General features: G+C 33.0%; 13 protein-coding genes. 6 read left to right on the top strand and 7 right to left on the bottom strand.

Annotation, left to right across the window (positions count from 1 at the left end; genetic code table 11):
* Positions 1-217: 217 nt before the first annotated feature.
* Positions 218-550, top strand: a complete 333-nt coding sequence (locus AAEO57_RS12135; protein ID WP_341692929.1) for a hypothetical protein — start codon at positions 218-220, stop codon at positions 548-550.
* A gap of 38 nt (positions 551-588) precedes the next feature.
* Positions 589-1212 carry a hypothetical protein gene (locus AAEO57_RS12130; RefSeq protein WP_341692926.1) on the top strand — a complete coding sequence of 208 codons (624 nt, stop codon included), beginning with the start codon at positions 589-591 and terminating at the stop codon, positions 1210-1212.
* A 208-nt stretch (positions 1213-1420) separates the two neighbouring features.
* On the opposite strand, the gene AAEO57_RS12125 is transcribed toward AAEO57_RS12130, so the two are convergent.
* Both AAEO57_RS12125 and AAEO57_RS12120 read right to left on the bottom strand, forming a co-directional pair.
* A complete protein-coding gene (locus tag AAEO57_RS12125; protein ID WP_341692924.1) occupies positions 1421-1792 on the bottom strand; it encodes a hypothetical protein in 372 nt (123 codons plus the stop codon).
* A 511-nt stretch (positions 1793-2303) separates the two neighbouring features.
* Entirely contained in the window at positions 2304-2699 is a 396-nt protein-coding gene (locus AAEO57_RS12120) for a winged helix-turn-helix transcriptional regulator (RefSeq protein WP_341692922.1), read from the bottom strand.
* Positions 2700-3005: 306 nt separating this feature from the next.
* Here AAEO57_RS12120 and AAEO57_RS12115 point away from each other — a divergent pair, with 306 nt between their 5' ends.
* Positions 3006-3359 carry a helix-turn-helix domain-containing protein gene (locus AAEO57_RS12115; RefSeq protein WP_341692920.1) on the top strand — a complete coding sequence of 118 codons (354 nt, stop codon included), beginning with the start codon at positions 3006-3008 and terminating at the stop codon, positions 3357-3359.
* A 227-nt stretch (positions 3360-3586) separates the two neighbouring features.
* Here the strand turns inward: AAEO57_RS12115 and AAEO57_RS12110 are convergent, their stop codons facing one another.
* Entirely contained in the window at positions 3587-4693 is a 1107-nt protein-coding gene (locus AAEO57_RS12110) for a pectate lyase family protein (RefSeq protein ID WP_341692918.1), read from the bottom strand.
* 316 nt (positions 4694-5009) lie between these two features.
* Here AAEO57_RS12110 and AAEO57_RS12105 point away from each other — a divergent pair, with 316 nt between their 5' ends.
* The 3 genes from AAEO57_RS12105 to AAEO57_RS12095 all read left to right on the top strand — a co-directional run bounded on the left by AAEO57_RS12105 (position 5010) and on the right by AAEO57_RS12095 (position 7934).
* Positions 5010-6230, top strand: a complete 1221-nt coding sequence (locus AAEO57_RS12105) for a T9SS type A sorting domain-containing protein (protein WP_341692916.1) — start codon at positions 5010-5012, stop codon at positions 6228-6230.
* Between the two features lie 164 nt (positions 6231-6394).
* Positions 6395-7051 (top strand): 3-keto-disaccharide hydrolase, encoded by a 657-nt coding sequence (locus AAEO57_RS12100; protein ID WP_341692914.1) that lies wholly within the window; start codon positions 6395-6397, stop codon positions 7049-7051.
* A gap of 109 nt (positions 7052-7160) precedes the next feature.
* A complete protein-coding gene (locus tag AAEO57_RS12095) occupies positions 7161-7934 on the top strand; it encodes a LuxR C-terminal-related transcriptional regulator (protein WP_341692913.1) in 774 nt (257 codons plus the stop codon).
* A 22-nt stretch (positions 7935-7956) separates the two neighbouring features.
* Here the strand turns inward: AAEO57_RS12095 and AAEO57_RS12090 are convergent, their stop codons facing one another.
* The 4 genes from AAEO57_RS12090 to AAEO57_RS12075 all read right to left on the bottom strand — a co-directional run bounded on the left by AAEO57_RS12090 (position 7957) and on the right by AAEO57_RS12075 (position 14357).
* Positions 7957-11580, bottom strand: a complete 3624-nt coding sequence (locus AAEO57_RS12090) for a PAS domain S-box protein (RefSeq protein WP_341692910.1) — start codon at positions 11578-11580, stop codon at positions 7957-7959.
* Positions 11581-11591: 11 nt separating this feature from the next.
* Entirely contained in the window at positions 11592-12038 is a 447-nt protein-coding gene (locus tag AAEO57_RS12085; protein WP_341692908.1) for a response regulator, read from the bottom strand.
* A gap of 556 nt (positions 12039-12594) precedes the next feature.
* Positions 12595-13620: a PAS domain S-box protein gene (locus AAEO57_RS12080; protein ID WP_341692906.1), complete on the bottom strand. Its 1026-nt coding sequence runs from the start codon at positions 13618-13620 to the stop codon at positions 12595-12597.
* A gap of 224 nt (positions 13621-13844) precedes the next feature.
* A complete protein-coding gene (locus tag AAEO57_RS12075; RefSeq protein WP_341692904.1) occupies positions 13845-14357 on the bottom strand; it encodes a hypothetical protein in 513 nt (170 codons plus the stop codon).
* Positions 14358-14378 lie beyond the last annotated feature (21 nt).

Here is a 14378-nt window from a genome sequence, read left to right as displayed (position 1 = left end):
AACAAAAAATTGATATAATTTTGTCTTTACAAAGCATTGGTTCTGTTTATTGGTTCGCAAAACAAATTTACTTAACCTCTGCTTTGTGTTTTTTATGCTTTGCAAACTAGCAACTTGAATTAGATAATGAAAATATACTGAATATGACAGATTCGCAGGCAGCAGATATGTTTATTAAGTATTTTGAAAAGAATGAAAACTATCAAAAAATATTTAAATGAAAAAAATTGTAATTAAAAATTGTAATGACTATAAAATATTTGAAGATGTAGTTTTTAGGATTGATATTGAAAAAAAAATTTGGATTAATGACTTAAAAATTAACGAAGGATGTTTTTCTTTTAGTGGCCAAGTTGAAGATTTAATTTTCCTTTTTGAGGAAAATAAATTCGAAACATATGTTTATGATTTTACAGGTACGTTAAAAATACAAATAGAAGATTATGCATTAATACTTAAGCATAAATTTTATAGTGGCAAATATCTCGCAGTAATTAATAACGGAAAAGATATCACTTGGAATCTATATGATCTGGAAAAAATAAAGTAATACAAGATTATAGTGAGTTAGGTTATAATGGTGTTAATTTGGTAATTGATGATTACTTTTTTATAACAAAAAATAAAAAGAAAATTGGTCTTTTCAATTTTGAAAATGAAGCTATTTGGCAACATTCTTACACAGATTTATTAAATGAAGAAGATCCAACAATAAGTACTGAAATTGTAGAAGTTTCGGGAGTGATTTATTTTTTATTACACGGAGGAGGCAAACACGAATGTTTTGGCTTAGATGCCAATACTGGTGAAATTGTAAAAAGAATTCCAAATATAGTGGGAGAAATCATTGTGGAGAATGAATTTATCTATTTTTTGCATTCAGAGGTAATTACCATTTATAATACACAAAAGGATGAAATTATAACTTGGCAAATTGAGGATTTAATGGTAGAAAGAGGAATCGAACGCTTATGGTTTCCCAGATGGGCAATTGATAATGGGCTAATTTATTTCTCGCAATCAAAAGGAGCCGATAGAAACTCGGATAATGTTGGTGCTAGATTTGGTGTTTTAGACCCAACAAAAAAGGAACTGTTATGGCAAGATAAGCTTCCACTTGAATATGGCATCATTGGAAGCATAAAAGTAAATCAAAGCAGAATTTATTTGCATACGCAGGATCAAACATTATTTATTTATGAAAAAGAATGATTTACCTCCCGCTCTACGAAGTGTTCTCATGAAAAGCTGCGCAAATGTCTCTGACTTTGCGCAATTTTTTTAAGTCCTTATAATTCTAAATTTCTTAAAGTGTCTTGTCCTAAAATAGATTTACACAAAAGTGTCAAAATTTTGCAAAAATATTCAAAACATTTTATGATACCTTAGTTATCTGATTTTAGCATTAGAAAAAATTCAATTATTCATTATCTCCTTCAAGATCCTTTTCTGGATTAACTAGTGGATCCTTATTTTTACTTTTCTGAGAATCGTCATTTTCAGGTTTTGAGTTTTCATTCTTTTCAAAATCATTTTCAGGATGCGAAAGATCTTCTACAAACTCTTCCTGATATTGATAAGGGTCTTCGTCTCTGGCATAATTGTCATTATCCACAAGAGTGTTCTGGTCGATATAGTCAGGATCACTTTCTCCAAATTCTGTAGTTTGTTCTTTATTCAGTTCATGTGGGTTTTGCTCATTATTATGAATAGTACTACCATCAATAAGAGTATTTTGATCAATAAAATCGGGATCTGTCTGACCATATTCGAAGTTGCTTTTCTTTTCCATAACATTTTTATTTAGTTACTACTTTCCTTAGAATATTAAATGTGATAGTACAAATTTACCCTGAATCTTAAATTATATATTACAGGAAAAGAGCAGATAGTTGTATAATTAATAGCTATTTACTTCATGTGTTTGACTGAATAATTATGCTTACTATTTACAGCCTGTTTTATTTACCTGTAGTAAAATCATAATAGTCAAAAAACAGCTGAATTGTAATATTGCGGTGCTTTAAATAAAAGACCTTTATGAAAAACGAAATTACTTTTATTATTACTCTCGTTATTGGGTGCAAATGCTTTTGTACAATATACGGCTTTCCTGATATCACTTCGAGGCAAAATTAATTGCTTTAAGAATTGATGAAGTCCCGGACAGGAAAGTATTAACTTCAAAAATTAATACATTGAAGGAGTTATACATTTCTTCTTCCTCGATTGCCGATTTAACAGGAATTCAGGTTTTTACTGCTTTAACTAATTCAGATTGCAGATATAACCAATTAACAAGCTTATTTATTTACTTGTTTTTCCAGTCTCAACGTCTCACGATGTTTTATACCGAAATCTCTTAATGCCAATATCACAGGCTTTACAGACCAGCTATATTCAGTGAGTTGATATTCGGTTCTTATTATAGTATCACTATAAATCTTTTTTTCAACAAATCCATTCAGTTCCATTTCTTTTAATTGTTGTGCCAGTACTTTTGAGGTGATTTTAGGAATTTCTTTCATGATTTCACTAAATCTTCTATTGCCTTCCATAAGTGCTATTGTTATGGGTACTCTCCACTTGCCTGTTATTACATAAATAGCATCCATGATGGGCTGAACCTCTGTTTTACATTTTAAAATTCTTTCTACCCGTATTTCATTGGGTACATTTTCATCTTTATTTGTTGTCATTGGTGTAATTATTTGGATAGTCGGTTTAATTAAGGCCAATCAAAAATATATTCTTTTATTTCTTATACAATAGGTTATTGATGCTTAATTGTTATTTGTGAATAATAAAAAATGATAATTCAAAGAAGGTATATTTAGTCAAAAACTTTTACTGTTTTCTGAGTTTACTATGCTGAATCAGAATGAGTAAAACTAAATAATACTTAGTTTCAAACCAGTTACCTTGAGGTAAGTAAAGATTTCTATAGTCATAAATGTATCTATTTTTGTTTGTTGTAAATTATAACTATCACTGTAAGTTAAAACATGCAAAATCCAATAATTAAGAATATCAAAAATATACGGGAATTAAAAAATTACACTCAGGAGTATATGGCCGTGCAATTAGGATTAACGCAGTCGGGCTACAACAAAATTGAGAAAGGAAAAACAATCCTTGGACATGAACGGTTAATAAAAATTGCCGGTATTTTAGAAGTCAGTACCGATGATATTATTGGTTTTCAAAGCCCGGTATCCGGTAAAATAGCTATTGAAAAAAAATCGGAGATTGATGAGGCTGTAAGACTTAATCAAGTCTATCAAAAAAAAATAAAAAGTCTGGAAAAAGCACTAAAAAACAAAACTCTTGAATTTGATTCTATAAAGAAAAAAAAATAATTATAATCCTCTTTTCGTTACATCTTACTGATTCATCAATATATTTAAAGAAACACATATTTCAATGTCTAAAAACAAATGACACTGAAATATGTGTTCACTAAATTTAAGCCCGCTGACAATAATTGAAAAGTCTAATTCAAACAAAATTTCTTCCAAACAAATTAGCTGCGTACATTTACAAATTAAATTTGTTATCAACAATTACAGCAACGGGCTAAATTTAGTTAAAAAGAACCACAAATATTTCCTGTAAAAGTGGCACCGGCATTAGCGGTAACATCAGCTTTTACAGCAGTTGTAAGAAGCGTAACGATAGTATATGGGGGCGTAAAAGCGTTACTGCCAGTTACAGTATTTGTGGTATTTATAAAGCTGTTATCAAGTTGTGTGACTGCTGTAAACCCAGTCATTAAATCAATAGGTTTAGTAACATTTTCAAATACATTTTTTTCAACACAGATATCGGCTTCAAAACCTGCCATAATGCATTTATTACTAACCGAACTGCTAAAATAACTGTTTATGATATGAACTTTTCCAAATCGTACTCTGGGCATTCTCTCCTTGCATCCGGGTGCCCACCAGCATCGGGCAAAAGTAATTCTCAATTTTCCGCGATCTCCTGTAGCTGTATCACTTGAACCTATTAAATTTGAAAACCTATGATCATCAGTTCCCCCGGGACCTCCTGCTTTTGGGGGTTTCTGATAACCAAATTTTGTATAAGAAACTGTAACAAAATCAGATTTATTTTTAATGTCTAAATTTCCATCTACTCCGTCTCTGAATTCGCAATGATCCACCCAAACGTTTTGACAGTTATCAATAATAGCATTATCCCATCCATCAGTATCATAAGCTCCCGGACCTTCAAATATTAAATTTCTTATGATGATATTGGTACAGTTCTTAATATTGATAATACCAGAATTTGCAGTAGTCTGGTCTGTTGATACCAGTTTTGCTCCGCTTGCACCATATATAGTTTTTCCTGACTGTCCCTGAAGCAATAATCTTCCTGTAGAAGTAGCCGGAATTTGAATAGTGCCTGAGATTTTTATAACTTTTACAGTACTGCTTTCAATAGCTGTTTTTAAATCAGCATAGCTGGTTACGTTTTGTTCTGCTGCACTCCCACCGCCAGTTGTCCCTCCATTTTGAGAGGCCCAGCCAGGAACTTCGCTGCAATTACCTACTTTGGCTGTACTCGTTGAAACATCAGGAGAAACCACGGCACTTTCATTTTGATCTGCACTATTATCGTCTTTACTGCAAGAAACAGCAAAAAAAATTGAGAGTAATAGCATTGAAGCAATTTTTTTAAATTTCATAATTAATCGATTTTGGGGTTTGTAATTTATATAGTACAAATTTTACCGAAATGACTATTTAATTTATTGAACTAATTCAACTTTTTTGGAATAATTTATGAGCGTATTTTTTGAATACAAGAATTAAAATACCCTGAAAAGCAGAATTTTAATTCTTTTTTCTAAACAATTTCAGGGCTTGCAGAAGTAATTAATGTTTTACCAGCGCAATCGATTACACAATTTTTACACAACAACTTGTTTAGCATAATTATTTTTATATTTTTGTTTAAAAAATAATTTTATTATCAATTTTAATCTTAAAATTTTACTAATTATGACCAAAAAATTACTCAAAAACAAATTATCAATTACCGTAGTTTCCCTCTTTACAATGTTTGCATCCCTTCAAATGGTAGGGCAGAAAAAAGTAGCTTACATACAATTTAGCAAAACCATGGATGCTACGGCTTCACAAACAGGAAATGCAACGGTTACCGGTAGCGATGCCATTACAAGAATGCTTGCTGCTACAGGCTTTACTGTTCAGGTTTATGCTTGTGATGCTAATGGATTAGATCTTGCTACAAATGTAAATGTAGATGTAGAAATTGCTGCTCTTGCACCTGATTTAATAATAATACAGGAAAGCTGGGGTTCTACTGCTGCTGCTATTAGACCAAGTGGAATACTTGCATTCAGAAAACTTGGAGCACTAAACATACCACTTATTTATAACAAGTCATTTACATTCCAAAAGGGAGCTAATAGAACGATAACTTCTACTACGGGAACAGCATATGATGTTGTAAGTTCTAGTAGCTTAGCAGTTCAAGTAATCTCTGGCAATGAAACCAACCCTCTCTTTAGTGGAATTACAGGTACTAACATTCCTCTTTTTTTTGCAGGAGCTACTGATCTTGGAGCTACTGTAGCTTCTGGAGCTTTAGCAACTGCCGCTGTTAAAGGTCTTTCCTTAGTTAATGATTTAGAAATTACTACTCCAACCCCTGGAACAGCAACGTTATTAGCTGGTACTAGTGGAAATGTTGCTGCTGGTACTGCTATTTCAACTACTTCAAACACCAATTCATTATTAATAAATCGTTTTCCTGCCGGAACTCAAATGGGTACAGATATAAATGATAAGCTAGGTACAAAAGACATGATTACTTTTGCATGTAATTATGGAGCAATCGCAGCTGGAGATGGAAAAAATGTTACAAATGAATTTTTGACGCTTTGGAGAAATGCAGCCTATATTTTGACAGGGCAAACTGTTCCCTCTACTTTGTATATGAATCCACAATTAGGAGTTAACGATAACATTGTAGACGAAAACAGCATCACAGTATCTCCAAATCCAACAAGCGGTCTGGTTACGGTTAATGGTGTTGAAAATGTAAAATCTATCACCGTTTTTGATGTTGCCGGAAAACAGGTTCTTTCTGCTGCTAATACTGCTTCGGTTAATTTATCTAACCAGCCAAAAGGAATTTATGTAGTAAAAGTTCAATCAGAAAATGGCTCAGCTACTAAAAAAGTACTTGTAAAATAAATTACTGATTTTTTCACGTCAAAAGAGGCTGTTTCAGAAGATTCAGCCTCTTTTGTACTTATAATTGTAAAATTCATATATAACTTATTTTCAAAAAAAACATAATTTTAAATAATCCTTCTAAGTTTTCTATTGCTTATTTTTACGGTTTTAATTTTCTGCTTATGTTCCCAAAAATAACTTTTGCTTTTGCTTTTCTTTTGCTTTTAAATTCATGTGCTGTTCAGCAAAAAAGTTTGTCCGAAAAGGATTGGTATGCTTTTACAAAAAATAGTACTGAAAAACAAAAACCTTCCGAAGTTTATGAGTTTTCAGATGGTATGATCAGAATGTATGGCGAAATAAATGGTTATCTAATGTCTAATAAAAGTTATAAAAACTTTGAACTTAGTTTAGAATACAGATGGAATACTGAAGAAAAATTTAAAACAAAAAACAAAAAAAACAGTGGTGTCATGTACAACATTCCTGCTGATTACCCTGATAAAATATGGCCAAAGGGAATTCAGTTTCAAATAAAAGAAAATACTACCGGAGATTTTATCTTTTTAGACCAGGTCACGGCAAAAGTAAACGGAAAAATTGTTGAGGCTGGAGCAAGTGTTACTTCTGCAAAGTTTAGTGAAAACGAAAAACCTTATGGCGAATGGAATTCTGTAGTCATCAAATCGTTTAATGGAAAAATCACGCAATATCTCAACGGAAAACTGGTGAATGAGTGTACAGAAGCTTCTTCTACCGAAGGCAGAATTTCTTTAAACTACGAGAGTTCTCCTATTGATTTCAAAAATATCGCTATCAAAAATATTTCGAAAGAATAAACAAAAACCTTTAATTTTAAAATATTTTTTTGGCAAAACAATCCTTGTGGAGAAATAACTTAGAATAATTTGATTATACGGTTTATTTTGTATTAATTTACCTTAACAAATGTTTAACCCTAAGAATATGCTGCCCGAGATTCAAAGTCTTCATGATGTTTGGTTTTCTAACCGAACTGTCAAAACTACAAAACTGCATGAAATTACTTTTGATGATCTCACCAACTCAGTAATCAGTACAGGTCCTTTTTCTTTTTACATTATCGATTTTTTTGATATGTCACTGTCACACATCAGTCCATCTTTGTTTGAAATGCATGGATTCGACCCTGAAAATGTAACTTTTAATGATGTATTGGGAGCTATTCATCCTGATGATATTGAATTTGTAATAAAAGCCGAAGCTTTTTTGACTACCTTTTTTCAGGAAAAAATAGGCCGTGAAAAATTATTAAACTACAAAATAAGTTATTGTCACAGAGCGAAACTCGAAAACGGAGAATATGCTCTATTTAACCATCAGGCTATAATGCTTACCATGGATGAGCATGGAGGATACGGAAAATCGTTAAACATTCATACCCGAATTGATCATCTTAGTAACTTTAACACCTATAAAATCTCTCTTATTGGATTAAATGGAGAACCTTCTTTCATGAATTTGAGTTTAGAAGAAGAAAATCAGGTTTTAACAGAGTTTTCTAAAAGAGAAATCGATATTATCAAGCTAATTGCAAATGGATTGAGTAATACTGAAATTGCCGAAAAACTTTTTATCAGCCAATTGACCGTAAAAAAACACCGCAATAATATACTTACCAAATCTGACTCAAAAAACACCGCACAACTTATAAAAAACTGTTTAATCCAGGGAATTATTTAAATTTTCTTTAAAGAAAGTACGATTAAGCTTCACTTACCGGAATATAGATATCAAAAGTAGCTCCTTTGTTTTCTTCGCCACTTGCAGAAATAAATCCGTTGTGGTTATCCACAATCTTCTTTACAATTGCGAGTCCGATTCCTGTTCCTGTATATTCAAGTTTTCCATGCAAACGCTGAAAAACTTCAAATATTTTTGCACTGTACTGCTGATCAAAACCGATTCCGTTATCTGAGATACTGATATGGCAATAATCGCTGTCTTCTTTTGCTTTTTTATTGTGAATGGCAGCTCCTTTAACTATTTCACAATTAATTTTTATTACAGCAGGAATTTCGGGTCTGGAGAATTTAACTGAATTACTTACTAAATTGTACAAAAGCTGCCTAAACTGAAACGGAATTAGATCTATTTCAAAAGTTTCACCTTCTTCTATAACTGCTCCTTTTTGTTCCAGTTCTTCTTTGAGGTCTTCTTTTACCTCATCTATAATTTTATACAAGTTGTTTTTTTCAAATATCCTTTCCTGAATATTCGTTCTGGAATAAGACAAAAGATCATTAATCAGGGTCTGCATTCGCTTGGCCGCATTCTGCATTCTTTGAAATTTATCTTTTCCAAAATCTGATAAATTATCCGATTCTTTTTCCATTATCTGAGTTGCAAAAGTCTGTATTTTTCGCAAAGGCTCCTGCAAATCATGACTTGAAATATAAGCAAAAGACTGAAGCTCTTTATTCATTTGCTCCAGTTCTGTATTTTTTTGTTCGAGTTCCAGACCATTCTGTTTCAGTTTATCTTCTGCTTCTTTTTTTTCTGTAAGATCGTGCGTCACTTTTGAGAAACCTATAACTTCCTTTTTTTTGTTATGTATAGCCGTGATAACGATATTTGCCCAAAATAGGGTACCGTTTTTTCGCACACGCCATCCTTCGTGAACTGCTTTGCCTTTTTGGCGGGCAATTTGAAGCAGTTTCTGAGGTAAGTTATTTTTTCGGTCTTCCTCTGTATAAAAAACAGAAAAAGACTTTCCTACAATTTGCTCGGTTTTGTATCCTTTTATTTTTTCGGCACCGATATTCCAGTTCTCCACGATTCCTTCATGGTTCATGTATAATATAGAATAGTCTTGTACTTCTTCGACCATTAAATGATAACGTTCCTCACTTTTTTTAAGTGATTCATTTATCAGATTTAATTCTTTGGTGCGGGTATTTACCTGTTCTTCTAATTCATGCGCAAAAGCTTTCTCGGCATGAATATCTGTAAATGCTCCAACCCATTTTATGATTTCATTCTTTTCATTTCGAATCGGTTCGCCAATTCCGGCATGCCACCTGTAAGTTCCGTCTTTACTTTTTATCCTTACATCTGCTCTGTATCCTTCTCCTGTTGCCAATGAGTGGCTCCATATTTTTACATTTTCTTCAAAGTCTTCGGGATGTATCATCGTTTCCCAACTGTCTTCTTTTCCTGGCTGAACCCCTGTATATTCTAACCATTTTCCTGATGTAAACAATGCATTTCCTTTTTCGTCAGTTTCCCAAATTAGCTGCGGAATACTTTCTGTTAAAGAGCGAAACCTTTTTTCACTTTCTTCTATTGCCTGCTGGTGTTTCCTTTCTGCCGTAGTATCCCTTATTGTTCCAATCAGTTTTTCAGGATTACCATTTTCATCATAAAATACTTTCCCTTTGCCTTCCATCCAGTGAATGGTCTGGTCTTTCCAAATTAACCGGGCTTCATAATTCAGATTTCCAGAAACAAGAGCCTCTTTAAAGGCTTTATTGCGAATGTGCATGTCGTCAGGATGAAGATGTGCCAAAAGCTGTTCGTGAGTCAAATCAAGCTGCTCTTTATAACCACCGATAATTTCGAGATATCTTTTTGAATACCTTAATTCTTTAGTTTTTATATTAAGTTCCCAGGTTCCGAGTTCACTGGCTTCCACTATAATATTCAGTCTTTGTTCGTTTTGTTCAATTTTTTTTCTTGTGAGTACTTTTTCACTTACCTCAGTAACGGTTACAATAATCCCTGAAATAGAGCCGTCTTCTTCATTTAAAGGATAATAAAGAAAATCAAAATAAGAAACTTCCAGTTTTCCGAAACGGTTTAACGGCACAGGTACTTCATTTCCATGATATGGAATCCCTGTCTTTAAAACATTCTCAAACAGCAAGCTTACGGTTGTTTCTACCTCAGGCAGAGATTCGAACAGGGGTCTGCCAACAAAAGTACTTTCTTCTTTATCAACCAATTTAAGATACGCCTCATTTGCCATTTCTACCACATGCTGAGGTCCTCTGAGAATCGTAATACCAACAGGAGCCTGCCTTACAATGTTACGGAAACGTTTATCAGCTTCTTCATTTTTTTTCTTTGCTACATACAAATCCGTAAGATCGGCAGCAGTATTCATTACGCCATACACATTTCCGTTAATATCAAATAACGGTGTAAAACTATAGTTAAAATAAAAGGTTTCTAACTTACCTCCTATAACAAGATCTATTTGAGTATTTTTACTATGAAAAGACTCACCTGTTTCAAAAACAGTATTTAGCTGTTCAAAAATTTGCTGATTTTCAAGTTCCGGCAGAATATCCTGATATAATTTTCCTATTACATCATTCCCTTTTCCCCAGACATCCATAATAGACTGATTAGCAAGTTCTATACGCATTTCTTTTCCGACATAAACCCCAATGGGAAAAGGTGCATTTTCTACCAGCTGTCTTATTTTTTGTTCACTTTCTTCTACTTTTGAACGGGCTAAAACCTGTGCTGTTACTTCAATTGCGATTGCCACTACACCCGAAATCGTTCCGTCAGTATCCTTAAGTGCTTCATAGACAAAATTCACATAGGCATTTTTTGTTTTACCATTTCGAACTAGTCTTACCAGCTGTTCATTTGCGACAAAATTTTTACCTGTCTGAAAAACATTATTCAATAAATCTTCCAAAGATTTTGATTGAGGCAATACTTTAAAAATGGGTTTATTTATTACTTTTTCGGCTTCTATTCCCCATAGCTCAATCATTTGTTTATTTGCAATTTCTACAATATGATCCTTTCCTCTAAACACACACATCGCAACGGGAGCCTGCATGATATTATTAATAAATCTGGCATTGCTTTGCTTTAATGCTTCAGTTGCTTTTTTCTTCTCTGTAGTTTCAATTACCGTTACCAAAACCCCTCCTACTTCACCATTTTCATTTTTTATCGGACTGTAAGAGAAATCAAAATAACATTCTTCATCAAAACCATTTCTGTTTAATACAACCATTAAGTCAGGAAAACCAACTGCTTTTCCTTTCATTACATCATTAAACATTGGCCCTATAATATCCCAGATTTCTGAAAATGTTTCTTTAGAACTAATCCCCATAGCATTGGGATGTTTGACAGAACCTAAAATAGGCCGAAACGCATCATTATATAACTGAGTATAATCATTTCCCCAGGCAATGTACATTCCAAAAGGATTATTGAGCATTACTGAAACCATTGTCTGAAGACTGCTCGACCAGATATCTGGATCTCCTAACGGGGTTTTACTCCAGTCTATAGAACGGATTAATTCCCCCATTTCTCCACCATCGGTCAGAAAATAATGTTCCTTATTGGCAAAACTCATTCGAAATCGTTTTAAGGTTGAAGAATAAACTGCGTTCTCTCAGGCTGTCCAAAATTGTTTTCGGACACCTTAACGAGTGCATCGTATATAACTTTTTTTAATTTTGAAAAATCACCCGGTTTACGAATATAATAAGTTGCCCCCATATCGTACAGTAAATCAACATTTTTACTATCAAGAGAAGTCGAAAAAATAATCACAGGAAGCTGTTTCAGTGATTCAATACCTTTTATTTCAGCCAGGCATTCATATCCGTTTTTTCGCGGCATGTTTAGATCCAGAAAAAGCATGTCCGGCAAATCTTCACCTCGAGTTTCAAGATATCCCATAAGCTCAACGCCATCATTAACAGTCGCCAGCATTGCAGAAAGTGACAGTTCATCAAGGGCTTCCCTGAAAAACATACAATCATCATCATCATCGTCGGCTAATAAAAGATTGCAAATCTGTTTGTTCATTTTGTACAGGAATAAATTAATATAAATTTGGGGGAAAATTTAGCGCAGCTTTTCTGTTAATTTCAGAAAATCAGGTTAAAAATCTTTTATACTTTGCTAAGATAAAACTAATTTTTAATATTCCTGATGAATGCTTTAGCGATAAACTTAAGACTCTCAAATATTCATTCAGAGCGTTTTGTTTATTATTAAGCAGATGTTTCTGATTGTCTCAGTGCCTCAATTTTGAATTAACCAAAGATGTAAAAAGAAAAAAAAGCAAAACAATTCATCGTTACGGTTTTAAAGTACATCTTCACTTTTCGAAAAAGAAACAACTTTTAAACAGCAAATCAAAGAGAGTGTACTAAGGCCTTTTCAAATAAAAGCTAAAATCAAATTTATGTCCTGAAATGACGAAAACAGTCTTTCGGCGGGTAGTGATGAATTTAAATTTTAAGCAAATCCTGATATCATAAGAAAAACGCTTGCTGTTATTAGAGAAGAACAGTATCAAAAAACGCTTTCAGATTCAATAACTACAGAAGACCAGATGCTCGCTTTTTCTTTGAATTAACTATACTTTATTTTTACCTTCCGGAAGCGGATACCCAGTACTTATTTTCACCACTTCCGAAATTTTCTCATCAAGCAGATCACATGAAGTCGAAAGATGCTCCAGCAATTCTGCACTTTCCGGACTGTCTAAATCCATTTCCTTTATTAAGTTTAGTATCCCCATTATGTTTGTAAGCGGCGCCCTTATTATATGAGAATGACTAAAAGCTATTTCCTGCAGTTTTGCGTTTTGGTTTTCTATTGCCTGAATATAATTTATGGTTTCAGTAATATCATTTGCCAGTACAAGACTGTATTTTACTTTATCAATGTAAATTATATTGCTAACAATTTCCACATACAATATTGTTCCGTCTTTCTTTATATGCCTGTAAATTCCGTTAGAAAAGAGTCTGTCGTGTTTCCGGATCAGATCAATCGTTTTTTCCAGTTTTGCCAAATCTTCTTCAGGCCGGATATCCTTTATGGTCATTTTCAGGAACTCTTCTTTGGTATATCCGTATTTGCGGACAGCAGCTTCATTGACACGCCAGAATTTCAGATATTTGAGATCATAAATCCACATTGGGACCGGATTCATTTCAAATAAATTATTGTATTTGCGCTTTAAACTGGTGTATTTTATATCACATTTGTTTTTTTCAGTCGTAAATAAAATGCTTTTGCATAAAAGTAAAGATGTTAATTCATTTTTTGGGAGTAAATCCAGCATATTATTACTCCCCGGAGTAATTCGTAAAGCAGCATTATCCAACATTGTTATAATATCCGATATGACAATTATAACAGTTCCCCTGACTTTTTTTTCAACCGAATTTATTGTCTCGATTTGGCTTTGGTGTTCTGCAATTATTAAAACAACATCAAACTTTAGGGAAGTTATTATTGGAGTAAAATTTTGAAAATCTGCAGTCGATATTTCCGGAGAATGAAACCAGTCGTGAATCCGTTCATTGATAAATTTAATGTACTGGAGATTGTCATCAATTATAAGAATACGATATGGAAAAGAATTTTTCTGCATACATTCTTAGGATTAGTCTTTATAAATTTAAAGAAAAAAAGAGATATTTTTGGATAATCGATAAAATATCTCACAAAAAAATATTTTTTATATGATTTTAAAACATTTCAATTTCCAATACATTCTTAAAAACAGCAACTATTTTTCAAGTATATTCTCTAAAAATTAAGCACAAAAAAACCTGAATGTTATCCAGGTTTTGTTTTTATTAAACTTTAGAAAAATTACCCTTTCTGTAAAGTCGCAGCAGTAGCCTTAGCAGTTTTAGTTTTTTCCAGTTCATCTATAAAAGGGATGCTGTTTTGAAGTTCTCCTCGAATAGTGGTCTGCAGGTATTGCTCAAGCTGAACAAATTTAGCAGCATTTTTACCTCCGATTGCTTTTTTGGCCTTGCTGAAGGTTTTTGCAAGCAGCTTATCGAATTCTTGACCGTTTTTCAGATTGGCTTCTGTTAACTCAGCTGCTTTTTCGTCAGTAAGCGATTGGTAGTTTTTTGCGTAATCTTCGATAATCAGAACTTTTTTCTGACCTAATTCCTTTCTTCCCACTTCATAGGCATCATAAATCTCCTGAAAAGCTGTTGCCTGAGGTTCAGAAAGCTGAAGATATTCGGTTACAACCTGCTTCTTTGATTTGCCGTAAATGTCCTGAATCAGCGTCAGATCATCTTTAACGGAATTCTGTGCCGATAAACCAGCAGACACAACCAGTGTGAATATAAATAATATCTTTTTCATCGTTTTATGAATTTTATTTTA

The organism is Flavobacterium calami, from assembly GCF_038290035.1.
Taxonomy (GTDB): domain Bacteria; phylum Bacteroidota; class Bacteroidia; order Flavobacteriales; family Flavobacteriaceae; genus Flavobacterium; species Flavobacterium calami.
This window is presented reverse-complemented; position numbering and strand designations above follow the sequence as displayed.